17 protein-coding genes are annotated in these 23,072 nt (G+C 66.2%); 11 read left to right on the top strand and 6 right to left on the bottom strand.

The annotated features are described in order from the left end of the window. Nucleotides 1-84: 84 nt before the first annotated feature. Nucleotides 85-627, top strand: a complete 543-nt coding sequence (locus tag ABZX86_RS26555; protein WP_355127370.1) for a YaeQ family protein — start codon at nt 85-87, stop codon at nt 625-627. 68 nt (nt 628-695) lie between these two features. Here the strand turns inward: ABZX86_RS26555 and ABZX86_RS26550 are convergent, their stop codons facing one another. Both ABZX86_RS26550 and ABZX86_RS26545 read right to left on the bottom strand, forming a co-directional pair. Next, nucleotides 696-1,091: a nuclear transport factor 2 family protein gene (locus ABZX86_RS26550; protein ID WP_355127369.1), complete on the bottom strand. Its 396-nt coding sequence runs from the start codon at nt 1,089-1,091 to the stop codon at nt 696-698. A gap of 29 nt (nt 1,092-1,120) precedes the next feature. Next, nucleotides 1,121-2,710, bottom strand: coding sequence for an HD domain-containing phosphohydrolase (locus tag ABZX86_RS26545; RefSeq protein ID WP_355127368.1), 1,590 nt, complete (start codon nt 2,708-2,710; stop codon nt 1,121-1,123). Between the two features lie 129 nt (nt 2,711-2,839). On the opposite strand from ABZX86_RS26545, the gene ABZX86_RS26540 reads away from it, so the two are divergent. The 3 genes from ABZX86_RS26540 to ABZX86_RS26530 all read left to right on the top strand — a co-directional run bounded on the left by ABZX86_RS26540 (nt 2,840) and on the right by ABZX86_RS26530 (nt 6,037). Beyond that, nucleotides 2,840-3,274, top strand: a complete 435-nt coding sequence (locus tag ABZX86_RS26540) for a hypothetical protein (protein ID WP_355127367.1) — start codon at nt 2,840-2,842, stop codon at nt 3,272-3,274. 169 nt (nt 3,275-3,443) lie between these two features. After that, nucleotides 3,444-4,688, top strand: coding sequence for a threonine--tRNA ligase (thrS, locus tag ABZX86_RS26535; protein ID WP_355127366.1), 1,245 nt, complete (start codon nt 3,444-3,446; stop codon nt 4,686-4,688). A gap of 269 nt (nt 4,689-4,957) precedes the next feature. Next, a complete protein-coding gene (locus ABZX86_RS26530; protein ID WP_355127365.1) occupies nt 4,958-6,037 on the top strand; it encodes an alpha/beta hydrolase family protein in 1,080 nt (359 codons plus the stop codon). A gap of 85 nt (nt 6,038-6,122) precedes the next feature. Here ABZX86_RS26530 and ABZX86_RS26525 read toward each other — a convergent pair whose 3' ends face one another. Beyond that, complete coding sequence (locus ABZX86_RS26525; RefSeq protein ID WP_355127694.1) at nt 6,123-9,827, bottom strand: arabinosyltransferase domain-containing protein; 3,705 nt, start codon at nt 9,825-9,827, stop codon at nt 6,123-6,125. A 526-nt stretch (nt 9,828-10,353) separates the two neighbouring features. Here ABZX86_RS26525 and ABZX86_RS26520 point away from each other — a divergent pair. Further along, the gene (locus ABZX86_RS26520; RefSeq protein WP_355127364.1) at nt 10,354-10,863 is read left to right on the top strand and encodes a hypothetical protein; all 510 of its coding nucleotides are present in this window, start codon (nt 10,354-10,356) and stop codon (nt 10,861-10,863) included. Nucleotides 10,864-11,992: 1,129 nt separating this feature from the next. On the opposite strand, the gene ABZX86_RS26515 is transcribed toward ABZX86_RS26520, so the two are convergent. Then, nucleotides 11,993-13,501, bottom strand: a complete 1,509-nt coding sequence (locus ABZX86_RS26515) for a DUF222 domain-containing protein (RefSeq protein ID WP_355127363.1) — start codon at nt 13,499-13,501, stop codon at nt 11,993-11,995. A 347-nt stretch (nt 13,502-13,848) separates the two neighbouring features. On the opposite strand from ABZX86_RS26515, the gene ABZX86_RS26510 reads away from it, so the two are divergent. The 5 genes from ABZX86_RS26510 to ABZX86_RS26490 all read left to right on the top strand — a co-directional run bounded on the left by ABZX86_RS26510 (nt 13,849) and on the right by ABZX86_RS26490 (nt 19,979). After that, nucleotides 13,849-14,022 (top strand): hypothetical protein, encoded by a 174-nt coding sequence (locus ABZX86_RS26510; RefSeq protein ID WP_327146223.1) that lies wholly within the window; start codon nt 13,849-13,851, stop codon nt 14,020-14,022. Between the two features lie 4 nt (nt 14,023-14,026). After that, nucleotides 14,027-14,815, top strand: a complete 789-nt coding sequence (locus tag ABZX86_RS26505) for a helical backbone metal receptor (protein ID WP_355127362.1) — start codon at nt 14,027-14,029, stop codon at nt 14,813-14,815. A 154-nt stretch (nt 14,816-14,969) separates the two neighbouring features. After that, nucleotides 14,970-17,987, top strand: a complete 3,018-nt coding sequence (locus ABZX86_RS26500; RefSeq protein ID WP_355127361.1) for a glycoside hydrolase family 38 C-terminal domain-containing protein — start codon at nt 14,970-14,972, stop codon at nt 17,985-17,987. 147 nt (nt 17,988-18,134) lie between these two features. Then, on the top strand, nt 18,135-19,142 hold the full coding sequence (locus ABZX86_RS26495; protein ID WP_355127360.1) for an LLM class flavin-dependent oxidoreductase: 1,008 nt from the start codon (nt 18,135-18,137) through the stop codon (nt 19,140-19,142). 96 nt (nt 19,143-19,238) lie between these two features. Then, a complete protein-coding gene (locus tag ABZX86_RS26490) occupies nt 19,239-19,979 on the top strand; it encodes an SDR family NAD(P)-dependent oxidoreductase (protein WP_355127359.1) in 741 nt (246 codons plus the stop codon). A 15-nt stretch (nt 19,980-19,994) separates the two neighbouring features. On the opposite strand, the gene ABZX86_RS26485 is transcribed toward ABZX86_RS26490, so the two are convergent. Further along, complete coding sequence (locus ABZX86_RS26485) at nt 19,995-20,960, bottom strand: alpha/beta hydrolase (protein WP_355127358.1); 966 nt, start codon at nt 20,958-20,960, stop codon at nt 19,995-19,997. A gap of 138 nt (nt 20,961-21,098) precedes the next feature. Between ABZX86_RS26485 and ABZX86_RS26480 the strand changes: the two genes are divergently transcribed. Then, a complete protein-coding gene (locus ABZX86_RS26480) occupies nt 21,099-22,139 on the top strand; it encodes a helix-turn-helix domain-containing protein (RefSeq protein WP_355127357.1) in 1,041 nt (346 codons plus the stop codon). Nucleotides 22,140-22,234: 95 nt separating this feature from the next. Here the strand turns inward: ABZX86_RS26480 and ABZX86_RS26475 are convergent, their stop codons facing one another. Further along, complete coding sequence (locus ABZX86_RS26475) at nt 22,235-23,071, bottom strand: dienelactone hydrolase family protein (RefSeq protein ID WP_355127356.1); 837 nt, start codon at nt 23,069-23,071, stop codon at nt 22,235-22,237. Nucleotide 23,072 lies beyond the last annotated feature (1 nt).

Raw genomic sequence — 23,072 nt, 5'->3', positions numbered from 1 at the left:
TGCCACCTGCGGGAACAGCTAGCCCGCAACTCCTTTGAGTGCGCGTGTCGGCGCGCGCGGCGGGGTTAACTAAGCTGCTGCTCCATGGCCCTGAGCGCAACATTGCACACCTTCGCCGTCCAACTGGCCGACGTCGATCGCGGCGTCTACGTAGATTTGGATTTGCGGGTCGCGCGCCACCCGTCCGAGACCGCCGAATACATGCTGACTCGGGTTCTGGCCTACTGCCTCGAATACGAGGAGGGAATTGCCTTCAGCGAAGGCGGCATTTCCGCGACCAAGGAACCGGCGGTAGTCGTGCGGGACCTCACCACGAGCGTCACCGCCTGGATCGAGGTCGGGGCGCCCGATGTGGACCGCGTGCACCGCGGCAGCAAACTGGCCGGGCGGGTGGCCATCTACACCCACCACGATCCGGCCAAGGTGCTCTCGCAGCTTCCTGCGAAACGAATCCACCAGGGGACGGAGATACCCCTCTACAGCTTCGACCCCGGATTCATCGAGTCCGCGGTTCCCGCCATCCAGCGGCGCAACAATGTCACCCTTTCCATCACCGAGCGCCTGCTCTACCTGGATATCAACGGCACCGCCGTGCAGACCCAGATCGAACGGCACTCGCTCCGATAGCAGGCCGGTGCGGCCGACGACAGTGCCGTCGCCGGCCGCGAACAGTTCGAATTCGAGACAGCCCGCTGTCACGGCATCGACTCGGGATTCCAGCCCGAGCACAGTAGGTCGAGGGAATCGATGCGGTCGGTGGCGGTGGCGAATACATGCTGTTCGGCCACCCGCGCCGCGCCGTCGGCATCACACATGCGAATTCGCCAGCGCAGGTAGAGTTTTGCCCCGAGTCGGCCGGCGGAGGCATCCAGGACTTCGAAGGTGTCGCCGCCGCCGAACCATTGGCGGAAGCGGGCTTCGGTCGCGTCGGCGCCCTCGGCGTCGAAGGGACCGGGCGGTATCAGACCGCGGAAGTGGACATCCGGGGCGAGACAGGCCGATAGTGCGCTGAAGTCGCGGTTGGCGAGTGCTTCGAGGAACAGTCCGGAGACGGGCCAGCCGGTTTCGGTGGTGGGGTGTGTGGTAGTCATACGCTCTTTTTACGAGCGTCGGGCCACGGTTACATCGGGTGATCACCCGATCTTTCGGCGGGGTCCGTCTCGGTGGTGATCAATCCATGGCGCATGGCGAACATGGCGGCGGCGCCCCGGGTCGTGACGCCGATTTTGGTATAGATGTGTTCGATATGGCTGCCGACGGTGCGCGGGGTGATCGAAAGTTGTTGCGCGATCACTTTGTTGGAGCGAGCCCGGACCATCAGGCACAGGACCTCCACTTCGCGCGCGGTGAGTCCGGCGACCTGCACGGTGCGGCGTGGTACCGGCTGATCGGCGGCGATGAGTACCGCGCGCACCGCGTCCGCGTCGAGCCGGCCGGCGGCGACCTCCGCGTTGAGCAGCGCGGCACCCGCATCCGGGGTCAGTGCGCCGCGATGCGGGCGGTCTTCGCGCACGGCCTGATAGGTCTGGGCGGCAGCCAGTACCCGCGCGGCGAATGGTATTGCGGCGCCGGACAATCCGCGCGGATAGCCGGATCCGTCCATGCGCTCGTGGCACATACCGGCGATCGTACCGAGCTGTCGTAGTGGAAGGCTCCGGGAAAGTACCCGCTCGGTCAGGTAGGGGACCATCCGCACGCGTTCCCACTCCGTGGCCGACAACCCACCCGTCTTGTTCCAGATACCGGTGGAAACGCCGATAACGCCGAGCCTGCACACCAGAGCTGCTCGTACGATGTCGGTCACCTCGGCGGGCGACATTCCGCGGAGGCGGGCGGCCGTTCCGGCGAGAGCGGCGGTAGCGCGTGAATGTCCCTGGAAGCACGGTGCTTTCAGGTCGGCGTAGTCGGCGAAGGTTTCCAGGATCGCAGTCAGTTCGGCATCCGGTATCGACCGGTCCAGTGGCGCGCAGCCCTCGATGACAACACGCCAGGCGTCGACCGTATCCATACCGTCGAGGATGTCGTCGCGCTGTGCGCAGAGCTCGACCAGTGCCGGATCGAATTCGGAGCCGCTACGATCTCGGAGCATCCCGATAGCGGCGTCCGGCCCGCCGACACGGCAGAAGACCTCGGCATCGTCCGCGATCTGGACCACTCGCATGACCGCCGCGATCTGTAGGCCGGACAGCCCATTCGGTACCCCTCTGCCGTCCCATCGTTCGAAGGCCTGCGGCAGGGCGATCCGTACCGAGTCGGGCAATCGCAGCCGATCGGCAATATCGGCCGTGGTCTGGCAGTGGGTGACGAAGGAATTCGCCGCATCCCGGAAGCCTCCGGCCAGGAAACGGCCCGCCATGGTGATTCGCCGCATCGGGGACAGGCCGGGGCCGAGGTGACGGAGTAGGAAGCTCATCATGGGCGGCCCCGCCTTGTCGACCAGATAGCTGTCCGCCCTGATCTGGAGATCGTCGCCGAACCATGCGGCCATTTCATGGGAATCGGCGACGCAGCCCACCCAGGCCAGCAGCGAGACGTAGAAGGCGGCGGCCTGATCCTGCTCGGAGAGCCCTGCGGCCGCGGCCAGCCGGGTGGCTATCACGGTTTGGCGCAGCACATGCTCTTCCGGCTGGCCCAGTCCGAGATCGGTCGCCAGCGACAGGGACGCGACGAGTTCTGCCAGCCGCGGTCCGGGGGACACTCGCTCCACCATTGTGGTGAGCATATCGCCGGTACGCGGGAGCCGTGGCAAGGTTTGGTAGCGGACTTGTTGCCGTTTCCGATAGGCAAGTCGTCCGGCTTCCGAACACAGCGTCATACGACAATGCAGGGAGATGCATTCATGGGTTTTGCTCGTACGTTCGCTACCTGTGCGACAGGGTTCGCCGCATTCGGATTGGCTGCCGCCGGTACCGCTGGTACCGCTGCCGCCGATCCGGTCGCAATTCCTTTCCAGATCAATCCGGCGCCTTTCGGGAATCCGAACGGCAGTTTCGATGCCTTCCCCGGCCGCTGCGCCGCCGTGGTCGGTACACAGCCCGGAGTTGTTGTCATTACCGGTTCGATGCCCGGTGGCTGGGGATGTCCGCTCTCCTCATCGGTGAGTTGGATCAACCTTTCCAACGGTGCGACGGGAGGTGCGGTGCTCTCCGACGGGTTGAACGGTATTCCGGCGGCGGCGACGTTGCAGACGGGCGTCGGCCAGGTCGCGCTCATTCTCAATACCGCGAGTGGCGGCACCACCACGCCGGGGTTGGCCACGTTCTACGTGCCGTAGTGCTGTCGTGCCGGGCGCCGAAAAGTATTGCGGTTGTTCGGCGCCGGGCTGGCGAGGTACGGTGCTGAATATGCAGCGCGCACAGTCGACTACGACGCCGGACTACATCCCGGCGCGCTGATTCATGTTCTGACATCGAGCCCCGGGCGAGTGCCCGGGGCTTTCTCGTGTGGTCACTCGCCTGCAGTTTCAGGAGGAGACCATGCACGACCACCGCAAACTCGGCCGCGAGCTGGACCTGTTCGACACCGATCCACTGATCGGGGCGGGCCTGCCGTACTGGCTGCCCGATGGGGCCATCGTGCGGCACGCCCTGGAGGAGTACATCCGCGATGCGGAACGGCGGGCCGGGTATCGGCATGTGTATTCGCCGGTGCTCGGCAAGCGGGCGCTGTACGAAATATCCGGGCACTGGGAGCATTACAGCGACGATATGTATCCGCCCATGGCGGTCGGCGGGGAGCAGTTGGTGCTGCGGCCGAGCCTGTGCCCGCATCATGCGCTGATCTATCGATCGCGCTCGCACAGCTATCGCGAACTGCCGCTGCGGATTGCGGAGCTGGGTGGCATGTATCGCTCCGAAATGTCCGGTGCGCTGGGCGGTTTGACCCGGGTGCGCGCTATTCAGCTCAATGACGCGCACATCTTCTGCACCCTGGAGCAGGTTGCCGAGGAGGCGGTGGGGGCGCTGGAGCTGATCGGCTCGGCGTATCGCGCGCTGGGTATCAGCGCGGCCCGGTACCGGCTGTCGCTGCCTGGTCCGGAGGGGAAATATGTTGCCGGACAGGATATGTGGGAGCAGGCGAGCAAGCTGCTCGTCGCGGCGCTCGACGGGGCCGGGCTGGAGTACGAGGCGGTGGCCGGGGAAGCGGCGTTCTACGGCCCCAAGATCGATGTGCAGGTGCGCGACAGCGCCGGGCGGGAATCGACCCTGTCCACCGTGCAGGTGGATTTCTACCAGCCGCAGCAGTTCGACCTGCACTATGTCGGCGCGGACGGGGCGAAGCATCGGCCGGTGATGGTGCACCGCAGCATTATCGGCAGCGTCGAGCGGGCCGTGGCGCACGTGATAGAGCAGCACGGCGGCGCGTTTCCGGCCTGGCTGGCCCCGGTGCAGGTGGCGGTGCTGCCGGTCTCCGAGAGCGAGAGTTCGGCTGCCGCACAGTTTCTGGACCGCTGCACCGCCGCCGGGCTGCGTGCGCAGGTCCTGGATGCGGGCAGTCTCGGTGCGCGGGTGCATGCTGCGCGGCTGGTGCCGTACCAGGTGGTCATCGGGCCGATCGAAGCGGCGAACGGGGAGGTCGCGGTGCGGCTGCGCGACGGGCGCCGGCTCGCCGCGCAACCCGCCGACGTGGTGGTCTCGCACGTCGGCGGGTTGGTGAGCGATCACAGCGCTGACCTGTGGGCGGCCTGAGGCGGGCCGGTGTTGTGGCGAGTCGAACCGGCTGCGTCGCATCTCAATTCGATGGGACCGGTCCGTGTTGCGCGCGTTATGCTGCACGGCGAAACCGCCTGGCTCCGGTAGCCCGGGGCGGCGGTGGAACATCGTGGGGACGCGGCCGGTACGGCCGTATGACAGAAAGGCCGAAACAATATATGCGAGGCATGGCTGTGCGAGGGGCGCAGGGGCGCCGCCACAGATCCCGGGGTGGATGGCTCGAGCGCACCGTAGCGGGTGCCGTTGTGGCTGTATTGCTGCCGTTCGGGGCGTCGGTGGCAGTGGCAGGTCCGGCGTCGGCGGAGTACGACCCGTCCGGATTCGACTTCATGGTCGACTCCAGTATGGGGACGATCAAATCCCGGATCTTCCGTGCGGCCGATGGCAATACCGACCGCGTGGTTTACCTGCTCGACGGTGAGCGGGCACAGAACGACCTGAACGGCTGGGAGCTGCACACCGGCATTCCGGCGGCCCTGGCCAAGTTCAATATCAATGTGGTGCTGCCGGTCGGCGGCGAATCCAGCTTCTACGCCGACTGGAATCAGCCGAGCAATTTCTTCGGCGTCAATCCTGATGCGTCGGCGCTGCCGGGGCGGGACTCCGGATCGGCCGTGGGCGGCTGGGACGAGACGCAGGGCAAGACGAATACCTACCAGTGGGAAACGTTCCTCACGCACGATCTGCGTGATGCGCTGCGGGATCGGCTGGGCTTCAGCGATAGCCGCAATGGCGTGTTCGGGCTGTCCAGCGGTGGCAGTGCCGCGGTGGTGCTGGCCGCCTACCACGCTGACCAGTTCGTCTATGCCGGTTCGCTTTCCGGCTATCTGCACTCCTCGGCGCCCGGTATGCGGCAGGCCCTGGGGCTGGCCATGATCGCGGCCGGTGGCTACAACATCGACGCCATGGCGCCGGCGGACAGCCCGGCCTGGGATCGGCTGGACGCGGTGTCGTTCGCGCCGCTGCTGATCGCCAACAACACGCGGCTGTACATCGCCTCGGGTAGTGCGATTCCGGCGCAGCAGGATTTGTCCTCGGCGGATGCGGTCATCCAGGGCATGCCGCTGGAGGGCATCGCGCTGGCCAATACCAAGGCATTCCAGTCGCGGCTACAGGAGCTGGGCTACGACAATGTGACCTACGACTTCCCGAGCATCGGCGTGCACAACTGGGGCAACTGGGAACAGGTGGCCAACCGGCTGCTGCCCGATATCGCGCAGCACATCGGTAAGCCGCTGCCCGCCGGTGCGCAACCGGCGCCCCCGGCCGACGGTCCTCCGGGTGGCGGTCAGCCGCCGGCCGGTGGCGCTCCGCCCGCGAAATAGTCTGTTCTGCACAGAGATCCGCCGCTGCCCGATAGTCGGGCAGCGGCGGATCTGTTCGGTGTCAGCGAACTAGCACGCCAGGGCGCTAGTTGGTCTTGATGGGTGCGTCATCGGTCCAGCCCCAGCGGTTTTCGATCCGCACCGTGATATCGGCCTGAGGTGCCCTGGCATTCGAGACGAACTGATAGCGCTGCAGTTCGCCCCAGTCGCGGGTCCAGTCGTGGTCGAGATAGGCCGGGACGGTGCGCGGCTGCAGCAGCAGATCGATCCAGCCGAGCGGCCCGCCTCCGGTATCGTCCTGCCAGGTTTCGGAGACCTGCGAATTGAGCTTGTCGGGCAGAATGCGCCAGCCGGGCACCTCCGCGACACCGTCCTTGTGATCGAAGGGGTGCTGGCACGGGAAGGCCAGGCCCACATGGAAATCCGCCAGTACCGGATCGGTGCTGCCCACCACGGAATTGAGGGTGGCCAGGCGCGGGAGCCGGGGCGGGGTGACGGCCAGCCACTGCTTTCCGGTGGGATCGTCGGCCTTGGCCACCAGGCGAATCGCATTGGTCTGCGCGGGAATTCGATCGAGTGCGATCGGCAGATTCCGCCACATCGGGGCGCCGCCGATACTCGGGGGAACAAGATCGCCCAGGGACTTGACGGTGCCGTCATCGGCGCGGTGCGCGAACTCGACCTGCAACTGCTGACCGTCGACCGCTCGGCCGCTGTCGTCGACCGAGGCGATCTGACCGGCGACGGTCAGAATCAGCACCTGGTAGGCCGAGTCCTTGTGTGCGGCGGTGAGATCCAGCTGGTACCACTGGGTGGTCAGGTGGGCCGGTTGCTTGTCGCCGGTGGTGTAGCTGCCCAGTACCGGTGTGCGGGCCGGATCCAGGCCGAATGGCAATTCGGTGGTACTGCCATTGATTCCGGTCACCTTGCGGGTATTGCCGCCGGGGCCACCTGGACCGCCGGGCGGGGGACCGGGCTTCTTGCCGCCGGGTCCGCCGCTGCCGCTGGGCGGGCCGCCCGGACCCGCGTCCGGGATGAGTTCGCCCAGTCCGTTGGCGGTGAATCCGGCATTGTCCGCGGCGAGGCTGTCGGCGGTGGTGCCGGTGTAGGGATGCAGTAGTGAGTCCGCGGTATTCGTCTCTACCAGAACGTCATCGGCCATGGCACAGGAGTGACCCGCGAGGGTGCGGAGATTCGACAGCGCGACCGAATAGCCCGGGTACTGGTCGTAGGCGGCGTGCGCCATCGAGGCCACCTCGAACAGCACCAGTGCGGCCGCGGCGACGGTCAGCGGGCGGAACGTGAATCGACTGAAACGCGTTGTGCTGCTGTTCTTTGCGGCGCCAGGCGCGTACGGCTCACGGTAGTACTGCCAACCGGCCACCGCGACGCACAGCACCGCCAGGCAAAGGAACAGCGTGGCGATTCCCATACCGCCCAGCAGTGGTGCGCGATCCGGCCAGGACACACCGTAGCCGGAGACATACCACCAGCCGTTCGAGCCGGTGAAGGTGACAGCGAGCAGGAACAGCACGGCCGCCGCGAACAGCGAGCGTGTGTAGCGGGCGCGAATCACGGTGCTGCTCACCGCGACTGTTGTTATCGCCGCCAGCGCGGCAGCCAGTCCCGCGTACACACCGAAGTGGTGGGTCCACTTGGTGGGGGTGAACATCATCAGCAGCAGGGACATGAACACGATGCCGAGCACCCGTGCCACCGGTCCGCGTGCGGTGCTCGGGATCCGGCCGCCCTTGCCGCGGGCCACCAGGACGCATATCGCCAAGCACAGCAGCATGCCGAGAATGCCGAAGCGCCGGGACAGTGAGCCGTCGGGGGTCAGTGACAGCAGCGACTCCCACCGGGTGGGCTCATCGATCCAGGAGAAATCGGGGCCGACGAGCTGGCGCACACGGGTGGCTTCCAGTACGGATGCCAGGGTCTGATCCGCGAAGACCACCACCAGGACGAGTGTGCCGGCCGCCAGGACAGGTGCGAGAAATGCGCTGTAGCGCAACAGCATTCGTGTCGACCGGCCGGAATCGGTGCGGGCGCGGGCGATGAATGTCTGAAGTATCGGCCGTGATCCGGCGAGCAGGGCGGCCACGCAGATCAGTCCGCTCGGCCCGGCCGCGAGCGAGAATGCCGCGACGAGTACGGCGACGGCGGCGGGGAGCAGTCGCCTGGTGGCGATCGCGCGCTCCATCGAGCACCAGGTGAGCAGTGCGCCCAGTGCGATGAGCGGTTCGGGACGCAGGCCGTTGTTGTACGGGAGCCATACGGCCAGGAAAACCAGCCCGGCCGTCCACCGCGCCACGGTGTTCGCGCGTACTCGGGAACCCAAGCGTGGCAGCACTTCCCGGCTGATCACCAACCAGCACAGCAGCCCCGCCAGCAACGAGGGCAAGCGCATCCAGAGACTCGCGTCGCTGATCCGCGTCATCTGCGCGAGCACCTCGTACGGCCAGCCGAACGGAGCCTCCGCGACCCCGAACCAGCGGTAGTAGTTGGCCGTATAGCCCGCATGCTTGGACACCCGGGCCATGGTGAGGATGTAGCCGTCGTCGGAAGTATTGGCGCCGATCGCATGCCACAGCAGCAGGGTGCCCATCACGACCGCATCGGCGACGGTGAACCGCCACCAGCGCGCGGGAAGGAACCGGCGCTTACGGCGTCCGTCGGAGGTGTCGAGGAGGTAGAGGCAGACCAGCGCGACGAGGGTGAACAGCACCGCTCCGGCGATTGCCGCACGCTTCAGCAGGCTTGGGCTGGAGGAGAATCGGGAATCGATATCGGCATGCAGCTTCGCATCCCCGAGCCGGGTGCGATCGAGATCGGTGTAGATCCCGACAACCTGCGGCCGCACATCCTTGTCGACCGTAGTGCGGAAAGGTGTGCCGTCCTTATGATTCAGGCCGGTCAGCTCCGCAGTGGTGGCAGTGGCGGTCGAATGCACTTCGAGCGCCGAGCAGAGCGGAGCCGGCGCATTCTCCTGATTGGCAACGGGCGCAGAGCCATTCCCCAGCGCGGTATTCGCGCCGGAGTCTCCGTTACCGCCGGGCGGGGGGCCGATGGCCGGCGGCGTGGCGCCTGCGGATTGCGGAGCGCCTGCCGGTGGGTTCACTCCAGCGGGCGGGTTCGCCCCCGCAGGTGGAGCTGCGCTAGCGGGCGGGGTTGCGCCTGCAGGTGGAGTTGCACCAGCGGGTGGGGTTGCCCCTGCCGGAGGCGTGACTCCCGCAGGTGGGGTCGCTCCAGGAGGTGGAGTCATGCCCGGCGGAGGAGCCATTCCGGGGGGTGGGGTAGCGCCTGGAGGCGGAGTTCCGCCCGGCGGGGGATAGGGAGCGCCCGCGGGTGGCAGTGGGGCGCCTGAGGGCGGGGTCGCGCCGGATGATGCGCCGGAGCCGATTCCATTCGCCGGAGCCCCGCCCGGTGCCGGAGCGGTCCCCGCCGTCGGCGGCGTCCCCCCGCCGGATGCGGCATCCACGCCGGTGATATCGCTCAGTGAGGCGGTCAACAGCGGGATATCGCGCAGCAGCACCGACAAGGTCCGCCCCGAACCTGCCTTGTCCTCGATCCGAGCCAGCAGCCCCTTGGCGCTCGCCTCGGGCCCCTGCCCCGGAACCGTCGCCAGCACGGTGCCGCTGGGCAGATCCCGCAACGCCGTGCAGGGCACACTCAAATCGAGGGTCAGCGGCACATAATCCACCAGCGCCGCAGTGACCTGAACCGACTGCCCCTGCGGCCAATCCAAGCTCGCTCGATCCTGCCTGACCGGAAGTAGCGGTGTCAGCACCGCCAGCAAAATACCGAGCACCCCCGAAATGAGAGCGACCAGCTGAACTCGGACGAATCCGGAAGAGTCTGCACGCACAATCGACGATGCTAACCACCGCACCAGCGAAACCCCCTGTCACATAATCGGAATCGAGCGCACCCCGTAGCCCCGCCGCCCGCGTACCGACCCTGCCTTGTTTGCACCGCCCCAGGTCGAAACCCCGCCGAACGCGGCAGAACCCCCAAACGTGCGCTCAACGATCTCGCGCAGATACTAAGCGCCCGCACAGCCCATGGCTACGTGTTTAATGCGGCACTGGCACTGGCACTGGCACTGGCACTGGCACTGGCACTGGCACCGCCCGGCCGCGCCGGTGCGGCCAGCGATGCACTGAAGGTATCCGGGCGGCGATGTATCGAGGCCGTTAGGGCCATTTGTGAACACGGAATGTTTCATTCCGAAACATCAACGCCACCAATGGATCTTGCTGTAGCGTCCTCGCCAGAACGGGTCGATCGGGCCCGGCTCGCCTTGGAGAGTGTGTATGAAACTCACGAAGTACATTGCGGCCCTTGCTATGTCGGTTGCCGCGATCGTATCCATGAACACCGGACAGGCCGGCGCCGGCGCGATCGGTTCGGTGCTCAATACGAATCAGGTACTGGCCCAAGGGGATTACTTGACGACAATAGCCCAGGACAGTCCAGCCTTCGCCATCCTGCAAGGAGACGGCAACTTCTGCGTCTATCGCGGAACCGGGCCGAGTAACAATCTGGGCGGCGTCTGGTGTTCCAGCACCTCCGGTCATTCACAGGTTTTCGCCACCATGCAGGGCGACGGAAACTTCGTCATCTACAAAGGCACCGGCCCCGGCAACAATCAGGGCTACCTCTGGGGCACCGGCGCCCATAGCGGAGCCTCCGGTTTCTACCTCGAACTCAACGGTTCCGGCTTCGGGCACTCGAACCCGAACCTCCAGGTAGTCGGATTCCCCTCCAGCGGCAGGAACACCTGCTACTGGTCCAGCGACGGCAATTGCAACTTGGGCGGTTAGCACCGCAACGGCACCCGCGGATCAGTCGAGTGCGTGATCTTGGCGGAGATAGTGCAACAACCTGGCTCGGTGCTGGCGGCGTCGTCAGCACCGAGCCAGCAGCCCTCAGAGGTGTTCGGCGGCAACTCGTGGGGCGAGAACGGCCACGACAAGCGCCCGGCGACAACACGAGCCCACGCCCATGACGCGAAGATCAGCCCCTAATGACCGGCCCCGACAACTGGCGCCCCGATCCACACTTCCCGTCCTCCGCTTTTAGTTTTCGTCTCGAGAACGGGACCACAGCCGGTCGACCCCGCCGGTACCGCAGGTAATCCGTCTCAACTGCGGAAGGTAAGCCGGGTACCCCTCCCCACGTGCCCAGCACGGCCATCTCGGGCTTTGCCCGCACCCCCTGCTGACCAACCCTGTCCGAGGGGCAAGAAACCCAGGTGCACCGACGGTTTCGGCATAGAAACCCTCGGCGACCATGGACGGAACAGCGGGTCTCTCAGCGGCACAACGGTTATCAGGTCTATCCCGCCTAAACACCTGCTGTGCGGTCGGAGAGAAGGCCTGTGCAGTGCCTGCTTCGGGGGGATTCGAGACCGAGACAGGCCGGTGCACCTGGGTTGCTTGCGCCGAGAGGCGGTGGTGGGTCCCTGGGTGCGGGCAGGGCCCGAGATGGCCGTGCTGGTGGCGCCGGGTGGGGTACCCGATTTACCTTCCGGGCCAAGGAGATACCTGCGGTACCAGCGGGGTCGACCGGCTGTGGTCCGGTTTCAGAGACACAACACGAAAAGACAAGAGCCGAAAGACAAGGACGCCTGGAAACAAGGGATCGAAGAACACGAACCCGGAAGGCCACCTCGGGCAACGGCCTGCCGCAGGAGCGGGATCAGGCCCGCAGGGCAGGGCAGGGGCAGGGAAGACTCGCGGTCTGGCGTGGTGGTGTGGTCCGGTGGGCGAGCGGATTCGGTGGTGGCCCTCAGTGGTGTTGCCGCCCTGCGGGTACGCGTCCGGGGCGAGGAAACCTGTTGTCGCGGTGGAGTTGTCATTGTTCGGCGAGCGAACCGGCCCGAAAGCCGATGCGACAACGACCTCTAGCACCGACAGGAACAACCTGTCGGTGACACCAGGGGCGGGAAACCTATTGTCGCGGTGGGGGTGTGATGGCCCGGCGGAGCACCCGGTACCGAACCGGTGACAACCCCGAGGCACGACACACCCTGCGAGGCCGCAGCGACGGCGGAACCTCGGTCAACAACTCACCCGGGTGATGCAGGTGATTGACCCGTGGCGTCCGGGACGGATCCACATGAGCGGGGGCGATCCACGCCGTCCGGCCCGGGAAATCCGAATCCTGACCGAGTTTGATCGTTTTCCACCCGCGTGGGCCGTCCTTCACCAGGGCGTGGCAGTGATCGCACGCCAGAGTGAGGTTCTCGATGTCGGTGGGGCCGCCCTTGCTGAACTCGGTCACATGATGGGCCGCCGCCATACTCGCCGGAGCCGAACACCCCGGGCGGGTGCACCCGCGTTCGGTGGCGATCAACGCCAACCGCTGTGCCGGGTTCGCCAACCGGATTTCCCCGATATGCAACGGCATCCCGTTCTTGTTCTTCACGAGGATGAACGTCTTGGAGTCGCGGGCCATCAACTTGAGGGCGTTCTCGACCGGGATCTGCCCACCGGTCGCCAAAGTCGCCACCCCCGCAGCGCGTTCGACATCTTCGATGTCGATGGTCATGATCGTCGACACCGGCAGGCCGCGATGCGAGCCGAGCTTGGCGGGGTTGAAGTCCGGGTGCAACACCGCCATGAGGGCATCGTGCTGGCGTTGGGCCTTGCTGCGCTCGTCCCGGGCCGCGCACGCTTCCAGCACCTCCCGCGGCACCGGGTTGTCCTCATCCTCAGCCCACGGGCTTTCCTTGTCCGCAGGGTTGCACATACCCGGACGCGCCAGCTTCGCCATCACCGCATCGAACGCCGCACGAGCATCCGGGGTGAGCTCGACAGTGAGGGTGGACATCAGGTCGTAGCGTTGTGGGCTCAGGATCGCGCTGCGCTGGTTCTGCCGATCCGCGTCCTCGGTCAGCTTGCCGTCCGGGTCCAGGTAGCCCAGGATCATCTCCCCGATCCTCGGCAAATGCGTCGGATCCAAGGCACGGGCCTGCCGGGCGAGTTGTTGTTCGGCGTAAGCACGGGCCTCGGGAGCGACCTTGCCGGGCAACCGGTTCATGACCTGCCGGATCACCCGCACATGATCGAGCGAAATCGCACCCTCGTCCAAAGCCTGGGCCGAACACGGCAGCACCGGGGCCGGGTCGGGCTCGTCACCGACGCGGTGCCACACCGCGAGGTCCTCCGCGGTGCGCCACCGGTTGATCGCGTCCCCGTGCGAAATGTGCAGCACCGATTGCAAATACAGGGCCGGGCTACCGGACCCGTTGAGAGCGGGCAAGGACCGTGCGCAGGCTTGCACGATCAGATCCCGTTGCACCGACGCCAACCGGCGAGTGCTGGTTTCGATCTGCTGCATCAACGCCACAATGTCGGTGTCCGACACCGGAATCAACGACAGGTTGGTGAGGGAATCGACCGCCGCGACCAGTGCGGCTGCACCGGTCGCGATAGCGGATTCTCCCCCTGATTCCATGCCTCTATTCTACTCCCGGAAAACAGACCCGGAAAGGTGAATTCCGTTGTGATATAAGGCTATTCAGAATATTCGGGTTTTATCTTTCGTCTTGTTCTTGTGTCTTGCTCTTCTTGTCCAGGCGTCTTTGTATTTTGTGCTCTTATCAGTGGAAATGAGGGCGGAGGTGTGGGGTTTGGTGGGCGATGTCAGGCAAGCCTCGATTATCGGTGTCGCTTGCGCGAGTCCTCCGGCGAGAACACGTCTTCAGGCCGTGCGCGCTGTGGCTGAACGGACTGTTCGGTTGTAGGTGGGCGAGTGGCGGCCGGGGGCTGGGAGGTCGGGGTTGCTCGTCTAGGCTGGCGGTTATGGACCCGAACATTTTGTCGGTGTACACAGGTTTGGTGGTCGGCGTGGCCGTGGATACCGTTTACGGGATTCTGGTTGCTGTCTCGCCGGTTGTCGGTGACCCCTTCGGGGTGGTGGCGCATCCAGAGTGTGTGCTGGGGGCGCTGTCGGCCGGCACGTTCTGTACCGGGTGAGGGTGTGACTGCCGCGGAGGCGCTCGATGATCTCGGCGCCGTTGTGCGGCTGCGGCGGCCGGTGCGGCGCGTTGTGTCGCTGGTGCCGTCGCTGACCGAGGCTATTGCGGTGAGTTGCCCGGATCTGTTGGTCGGCGCTACCGAGTGGTGTACGCATCCTCCGGAATTGGCGGTCGAGCGGGTTCGGGGGACGAAGAATCCGAATGTTCGGCGGATTGTCGAGATTGCTCCGGATCTGGTGGTGTGCAATCAGGAGGAGAATCGGCGGATCGATGTCGAGCGGCTTCGGGATGCCGGTATTGCGGTGTGGGTGACCAGGATTCGGACGGTGGAGGAAGCGTTCACATCCATGGGCCGCCTCTTCACCGTGGGCCTCGACGCCGGGATGCTGGACTGGTTGGGTCAGGCCGAGGCGAGCTGGGCTCCACCGCCGCCGAAAACGCTACGCAATGCGGTGATTCCGGTGTGGCGGGATCCCTGGATGGTTGTCGGGCGGGACACCTTCACCGGTGATCTTGCGCGGCGGCTCGGATTGCGACTCGTCCACGTGGACCTGCCGGAGCGGTATCCGACGGTGTCCACTCAGGAGTTGGTGGCGAACGTCGATCTTGCCGTGCTTCCGGACGAGCCCTACGTTTTCACCGAAACCGATGGCCCGGAAGTCTTTCCGGGCATAGCTGTGGCATTGGTCGAGGGCCGCCACCTCACCTGGTACGGCCCCTCATTGGTCACCGCCCGCGAGTCGCTGACCGACCGATTGGCACAAGCCGACGTTCGGCCACACCTAAATTAGCTTGCCGACCCCCGGCCGACTCTGCGAACGAGGCCATACCGCCTCTCGACCGGCAGGCCGCGCGTTCGATCCGCGCCGGGGGCACCGAAATCACCCATCGTTGCCGCAGAATGGGCCCTAGGTAGTGGCCGCCGCTTCGATGGGAGCTAGCGCTGTGCATGATGACCGTCGGTTGATCGAGAGTCGGCTCGGACGGGTGCTGGGGGAACGGATCGTTCCGGCGATCTATCCGGAGTCGGTGCCGCTCAGGGCATCCATGTGGGTTGCGCCGGATGAGCCGGTGCCGGTGGCGGAGGGGTTGGCCGGGCCGCGCACCGGGGTCGCGTCGGGGGACCGGTGGGGTGCGCCCTGGGGGACGAGTTGGTTGACGGTGGAGGGGACGGTTCCCGCGGCGTGGGCGGGTAAGACTGTCGAGGCGATCATCGATCTCGGGTTCGATCGGAATATGACTGGATTTCAGTGCGAGGGGCTGGTTTATCGGGCGGATGGGTCGCCGGTCAAGGGGTTGCATCCGCGTAATCAGTGGGTGCGGGTCGCGGCGCCCGCGGTCGGCGGGGAGGAGGTGGTGCTGCATGTCGAGGCGGCGTCCAACCCGATCATTCCGTTCTTTTCGCCGACCGCCCTGGGCGACAGGCTCACCGCCGGTGGAGAGCCGCAGTATCGGCTGGGGCGGATGGACCTCGCGATCTTCGACGAGCAGGTCTGGCAATTGGTGATGGATCTGGAAGTGCTCGGCGAGCTGATGCACGAGATGCCCGAGGATCCGGCCCGGCGCTACGACATTGTGCGGGCGATCGAGCGCGCGCTGGACGCCATCGATCTGCAGAATGTGAACGCGACCGCCGAGGCTGCGCGCGAATGTCTGGCCGAGGTGCTGGCCGCGCCGGCGATAGCGTCGGCGCACACGATTTCCGCTGTCGGACATGCGCATATCGATACGGCCTGGTTGTGGCCGCTGGGGGAAACGGTGCGCAAGGTCGCGCGCACCACCGCGAATATGACCGCGCTGCTGGCAGACGAACCCGACTTCATCTTCACGATGTCCCAAGCCGCCCAATACGACTTCCTGAAACAGCATCGGCCCGAGGTCTACGAGCGGGTAAAGAAGGCGGTGTCGGACGGCCGGTTCGTGCCCGCCGGCGGGATGTGGGTGGAGTCGGATACGAATATGCCGGGCTCGGAGGCGATGGCGCGGCAGTTCGTGTACGGGAAGCGGTTCTTCCTGGAGGAGTTCGGGATCGAGAACCAGGAGGCGTGGCTACCGGACACGTTCGGATTCGCCGCGGGACTGCCGCAGATCATCAAGGCGGCAGGGGCCAAATGGCTGCTGACACAGAAGATCTCATGGAGCTCGATCAATCAGTTCCCGCACCACACTTTCCTGTGGGAGGGCATCGACGGGACCCGCATCTTCACCCACTTTCCGCCGGTCGACACCTACAACTGCTCGATGCAGGGCAGTGAGATCGCGCACGCCGCAAGGAATTTCAAAGACAAGGGCCGTGCCTCGATGTCACTGGCGCCCACCGGGTGGGGCGACGGCGGTGGCGGCACCACGCGGGAGATGGTCGCCAAGGCCGCCAGGATGAAGAACCTCGAAGGCTCGCCGAAAGTGCTGTGGGACAAGCCCGCCGACTTCTTCGCCAAGGCCGAGGCCGAGTATGCGAACACGCCGGTGTGGGTGGGAGAGCTGTATCTGGAATTGCATCGCGCCACCTTGACCAGCCAGGCGAAGACCAAGCAGGGTAACCGTCGCAGCGAGCACCTGCTGCGGGAAGCCGAGCTGTGGGCCGCCACCGCGGCGGTGCGCAAGAACGCCGAATACCCTCGTGCTGACTTGGATCGCCTCTGGAAGACGGTGCTACTGCACCAGTTCCACGATATTCTGCCGGGCTCGGCGATCGCCTGGGTGTATCGCGAGGCCGCGCAGACGTACGCGGCGGTGACGCAGGAGCTGACCGAGATCATCGAGCGGGCCCAATGGGTGCTCGGCGGTGAGCGGGCCGGACCGAACGGCTTCAATTCGACGCCGCACACCTGGCAATCGGTACCGGCCGGGGCGGCCGCTGTCCCGGAGCAGTCCGGCTCGTGCTCGGTGACCGCACGCGCCGAGGGCGGCTTCGTCCTCGAAAACGGTGTGCTGCGAGTGGAAATCGATGTGCGCGGGCTGGTCGTATCGGTCTTCGACCTCGCGCACCAGCGTGAGACCTTGCCGCCGGAATCGGTCGCGAACCTGCTGCAGCTGCATCCGGACCTGCCGAACTCGTGGGATGCCTGGGACGTCGACCGTTTCTACCGGAACCGGGTCACCGACCTCGTCGAGGTGGATTTCCTTGCGGCAGGCCCGGATTCGACCGAATCCGCCGTGGTTCGGGTCGGCCGGTCGTTCGGGTCCTCGAAGGTCGAGCAGACCCTGTCGCTGCGGGCGGGCGCACGTGGCCTCGATATCGACACCGGCGTCGACTGGCACGAGACCGAGAAATTCCTCAAACTCGCGTTCCCCCTGGACATTCACGCCGACCGCTACGCCTCCGAAACCCAGTTCGGGCATATGTTCCGGCCGACCCACACCAATACCAGCTGGGAGTACGCGAAGTTCGAAGCCTGCAATCACCGGTTCGTGCACGTCGCCGAGCCGGGCTGGGGTGTGGCGCTGGTCAACGATTCGACCTACGGCCACGATGTCACCCGCACGGTCCGGGCCGATGGCGGGACCACGACGACGGTGCGGGCGTCGCTTGTGCGGGCGCCGCGGTTTCCCGATCCGGAGACCGACCATGGCACGCACACCTTCCGGCACTCGCTGATTCCGGGCGCCTCGATCGGCGATGCGGTGTGTGCGGGCTACCGCATCAACCTCGCCGCGCCCATCACGCCGACCGTTGCCGAGGCGGTCGCGCCGCTGTTCACCATCGACAACCACGCAGTGGTGACCAGCGCCGTCAAGCTCGCCGACGACGGTAGCGGCGATGTGGTGCTCCGCGTGTATGAAGCCGAGGGCGGCCGGGCCTCGGCCCTTGTCACCCTCGGATTCGATACCTCCGGATTGCAGGTTTGCGATCTGCTGGAGCGGCCGACAGAAAGCGATACGCCCGCAGTTCTGGACGGTTCGGCAGTGCGGCTGCAGCTGCGCCCTTTCCAGCTGGTCACCCTCCGGTTCTCCCGCGTCTGACCCGGCGAATCGCGTCGAAGTCACAAATCTCACCGCGCTGGTCGAGCGGCCTCGGGCATAAGTTCGGCGGTTCGAGGATTGTCACAGGAGGCGGGTGTTCGTCGCCCGCCACCGAACTTGCCGATTTCTCTGAAAGCTGGTGCTCGTATGCCCATCGCACTGTCCCTTCTCGACTTGGCGTCGATCGCGCCCGGGCAGACCGCGCGTGACAGCTTCGACAACAGCGTCAAGTTGGCGCAGGCCGCGGAGCGCAGTGGGCATCGCCGGGTCTGGTACGCCGAGCACCACAATATGAGCTCGATCGCCTCCAGTGCGACGAGCGTTCTCATCGGCTATGTGGCGGCGCATACCGACACCATCCGGCTCGGAGCCGGCGGGATCATGCTGCCCAATCACTCGCCGCTGGTGATCGCCGAGCAGTTCGGCACGCTGGAGACGCTGTTCCCCGGTCGCATCGATCTGGGTCTGGGCCGCGCACCGGGCAGCGATCAGAAGACCATGCTGGCCCTGCGCCGCAATCCCGCCTCGGCGGATTCGTTCCCGCAGGATGTGCTCGAACTGCAGGGCTACCTGTCGGGTCATTCGCGCATCCCGGGCGTCAAGGCCGTGCCGCGCGCGGAAGGCATTGTGCCGCTGTACATTCTGGGCTCGTCGCTGTTCGGCGCTCAGCTCGCCGCGCATCTCGGCCTGCCGTACGCCTTCGCGTCGCACTTCTCGCCCGATGCCCTGCACCAGGCGGTTCGCGCCTACCGTGACGGGTTCCAGCCGTCGGAGCAGTTGGCCGAGCCGTACGTCATGGCCGGGGTCAATGTCTTCACCGCCGACGATCACGACCAGGCCGCGGAGCAGAAGACCATCTCCTACCGGGCGCGCACCCGGGCATTCATCAAGCGCAGCGCGGCCGGGGTCGATTACACCGATGACGAGATCGACGCCTTCCTGGCCTCGCCGAACGGGCACCAGCTGGCATCGATGACCAAGTACACCGCGGTCGGCACGCCCACCGAAGTTGTTGCGTACCTGGAGGATTTCGCCGCCGGCATCCAGGCGGACGAACTCATCCTCGCCCACCACGCCCACCGCATCGAGGACCGCGTCCACTCCGTGGAACTCACCGGCCAGGCCATGGCCGCCCGGGAGCCCGCCACCCGCTGAGTGCACCTCGAGAGGGGGACTGTCACTCCCTTCCTGACCGGGCCGTTCGGCGTGACCATTCTGATGTACCCGTCATCGGACAGGAAGCAGGCAGGCATGGACATCAGCGAGCGCACCGTTCTCATCGTGGGAGGGACCTCCGGGATCGGGCTCGGGCTGGCCCGTCGCTTCGTCGCGGCGGGTAGCACGGTCATTGTCGGAGGGCGCAATACCGGCAGGGTTGACGATCTCGAGACTGTCGAGATCGACGTTGCCGACCCTGACTCCATTGTTCGTGCCCGCGACGAGGTCCTCGCGCGACATCCCGGCCTCGATGTCGTGGTGACGATGTCGGGCGTCATGCTCGTCGAGGACCTGCGCGACCCCGCTCACATCACCCAGGCGGAGACCACCATCGCGATCAATCTCCTCGGAACCATCCGGGTGATCGATGCCTTCACCCCGCATCTGATCGAGCGCGGTGGCGGCAACCTCATCACGGTTACCTCCGGCATCGCCTTCCTTCCGTTCCCGCTCATGCCCACCTATGCCGCGTCGAAGGCAGGAGTGCACGCATACACCGAATCGCTTCGGGCGCAGCTCGCGGGCACGGGCGTCGAGGTCACCGAGCTCATTCCGCCCGCTGTCGCGACGGCCGGTCAGGAGCAGGTCAACCCCGCCGCGCTGCCGCTGGATGGCTTCCTCGATGAGGTCATCGAACTGCTCAGCGAGAATCCGACCTCGAACGAGATCCTGGTCAAGGGCGTTCTCATGCATCGGTGGGCAGAACGCGACGGCACCTATGCCGAACTCGTCGAGCGCCGCTCCCGGTCCCTCAGCACCCTGCCCGGACGCTGACGGACCCTCGGAGACCTAACTCAGCACTCGTCGCAGGTAGGCGGTTCGCGCCGCATCGGCGAGTTGTGAGAGGGCGGCCTGTGGTGCGGCAATGGAGAATCCGTGCCACGCGCCCGGCCACAGGTGCAGTTCGACGGGCACCCCGGCCTGTGACAGGCGCGCGGCATAGTCCAGCACCTCGTCGCGGAAGGTCTCGACCTGGCCGACATCGAGGAAAGTCGGTGGCAGGCCGGATAATTCGGTCGCGCGCGCGGGAGCCGCGTACGGCGATACGTCGGGGCCGCCGGGTGCCTGGCCGAGGTACATCGCCCACGCCTCGGTATTGGCGGTGCGATCCCAGAACCCCTCGCGGTCGAGTTCCTGGCTCGAGGGTGTGCGGCCACGGTCGTCGAGCATGGGGCACCAGAGGATTTGGTGAGCGAGCGCCGGACCGCCCCGGTCCCGCGCCAGCAGTGCGGTCGCCGCGGCCAGCCCGCCGCCCGCACTGCTGCCGAAGATGATCAAGCGTTCGGGGTCGATGTCCAGCTCCTCGGATTGTGCTGCGACCCAGAGCAATCCGGCATAGCAGTCCTCGACCGGGACGGGGAAGGGATGCTCGGGGGCCAGCCGGTAGCCGACCGAGATCGCGACAATGCCGAGCTCATCGACCCAGCGGGCCAGGGTGTCGGCGAGCTCCCACTCGTCGCCGGCGATCATTCCGCCGCCGTGCGTGTGATAGACGCACGGCCACGGGCCGGGTCCGCGAGTCGGGCGCATGATGACCACGGGCAGCTCCGGGCCGCCGTCAGCGCCCGCGATCGTGCGCTGTTCGATCCGCACCGCGCCACTGCGCCGCAGCTGATCGGGATTCGCGGTGCTGGAGTTCATCTTTCGGTACTCGGCCAGCGCGCGTGGCGCGGTCCAGCCGAGCTCCCGCATGTCCGGAGGGTAGGAGGCGAGGATTGCTTCCAACTCCGGGTCGAAGGGCGGGTGAGTGCTCATCGGGGGTGTCTCCTGTCGGATGGTTCGCCCAGCCTCTCGCGGATGTTGCCGCTCGGGTACCGCCATATGGCAGTTGGTCGATCAGAATGCCCGCCACTCGGCGATATGATTCTGCGGTCGTCGAAGCGAGGAGTGGGTATGGAAGAACTGCTCCAACGGCTTGCCTCGCTCGATCCTGCCGCCGAGGGCGCGGTGCGGGCGATCGCCTACTTCGACAAACTAGTGGAGGGCCGGGCGGGGCTGGAGGCCTTCGTCCGTGCTGCGGCAATCCTGGCGGGTTGCCCGGCGGGCTTGCATGATCCGGACCGTCACGTGCTCGTCCGTATGCATCCTGATGGGCATCGGCTCGACGCCGGTTCCATGCTCGGCGAATGGCCGATGGTCGAGCTCGCCGGGGGAGAGGGCGGGCGCGTCTGGCTGGAGCGGGATGCCGGTCCGAGTCCGACCGATGCGATCATCCTGGAACGGCTGGCCGTCGGCGTGCGGCTCGTGCTGGACCGCACGCGCGGGCGCGGACCCGCTCGTGATCCGGCCAGTGTCGAGGCGCTGCTCAGCGCAGACACCTCCGCGAGCGCCCGTCGGCAGGCCGCGCGTCGTATTGCCTTGCCCGCGGATCTTCAGGTCACAGTGGTGGCGATGCTCGTCGAGCCGGATTCGAGAGCACCGGAATCCGCGGATCTGGGCAGGTGGAGTGCACAGCTGGGCCGGGTGCTGGCCGCGATCGTGCCCGCCGATCTCGAGCCCGAGACATCAGTGCGGCTCGGACTCGGTCCTGCGGTCGAGTGCGCCGATCTCCCGCGCTCGTGGCAGGGTGCGCTACAGGCGTTGCGGCTCACCGGAATTGACGGTCCCCGCCAACTGCGATACGAGGACCTCGGTGGGATGGGCATTATCGCCGAGCGGATCTCGCCGGCGGATGCACTGGTCGACGATGTGCTGGCGATTCGAGCGGCGCAGGACCAGGTCCCCGGTGCGCTGCCGACTCTCACGGCCCTCGCCGAACATGACAGCCTGCGTGCGGCGGCGGCAGCGCTGTATCTCCACCACTCCACACTGCAGGCCCGAATTCCGCGCCTCGCAACAGTTCTCGGCTATCGGCCCGATACTGCGCTCGGCCGCAATCGCTTGCACATCGCCCTGGCTCTGAACCGTATCAACCTCAACGGGCTACTGCCCTAGCGTGACCCCGGCGCGGTCTCAGGGCCAGCTATCAGACCTCGGCGTGGTGTGCAGGGCCAGCATTACAGCGTCGGTGTGATCTCCAGAGTGAGCCATTACGACCTCGTCTCGGTCTCCGGGCTCAGGCGGTGCTGGAAGAAGGCGAGGATTTCATCGCGGGCGGCGATGGTCGGCTGGCCTGCCTCATCGATCAGGTGGGCGGTGACAACGCTGTGCGGACTCGCGACGTGCACCGAAAAGAACGGCGCCGTTTCGGGATTGGCCGCATGGTCGGGGAGGACGCGGCCGACGAATCGGTCGCCCAGGGCTTCCTGGTAGGCGGCGAAACGCTGGGCGCGGCAGAACTTGTCGCCCGCGAATCGGTAGGCGAGCACCGTGAGGTCGTCCTTCTCGAGCCGATTGCGTACGGCGGCAAGCTCATCGGGGGGACTCTCCAGACCCGCCGGGTTATCCATCGGCAGTGTCGGCTGGGAAAGCACGGGGGCGAGCACGGCGGGTTCGAGCATCATGGACAGTGCGAAATTTCCGGTGAAGCACATGCCGATCGCGCCTACGCCCGGACCGCCGCACTCGTCCAGGGCCAGCCGTGCGAGTGGTCGCAACCAACTGGTGACGGGACTGGACTCGGCTGCGGCGAAGGCTCGGAACTCGGCACTGACACAGGCCTTTCGGAATACCGCCGCACCTTCGTCCGCGGTGGCGACGACTCCGTCCCGGCCGAACAGTGACGGCATGTAGACAGTGAACCCGGCATCCCGTACCCAGCGGCTGAAACGAGCGACATGCGGGCTGATGCCCGGCATCTCCGTCATGACGATCACGGCCGGGCCGGATCCGGCGATATACACCCGCTTCGTGACGTTTTCGAGGGTGATCTCACGAATGGTGAAGTCCGACAACGCATCATCGGCGGACATATTCTGCTGCGTCATC

The organism is Nocardia sp. NPDC006630 (assembly GCF_040611495.1).
Classification (GTDB): domain Bacteria; phylum Actinomycetota; class Actinomycetes; order Mycobacteriales; family Mycobacteriaceae; genus Nocardia.
This window is presented reverse-complemented; position numbering and strand designations above follow the sequence as displayed.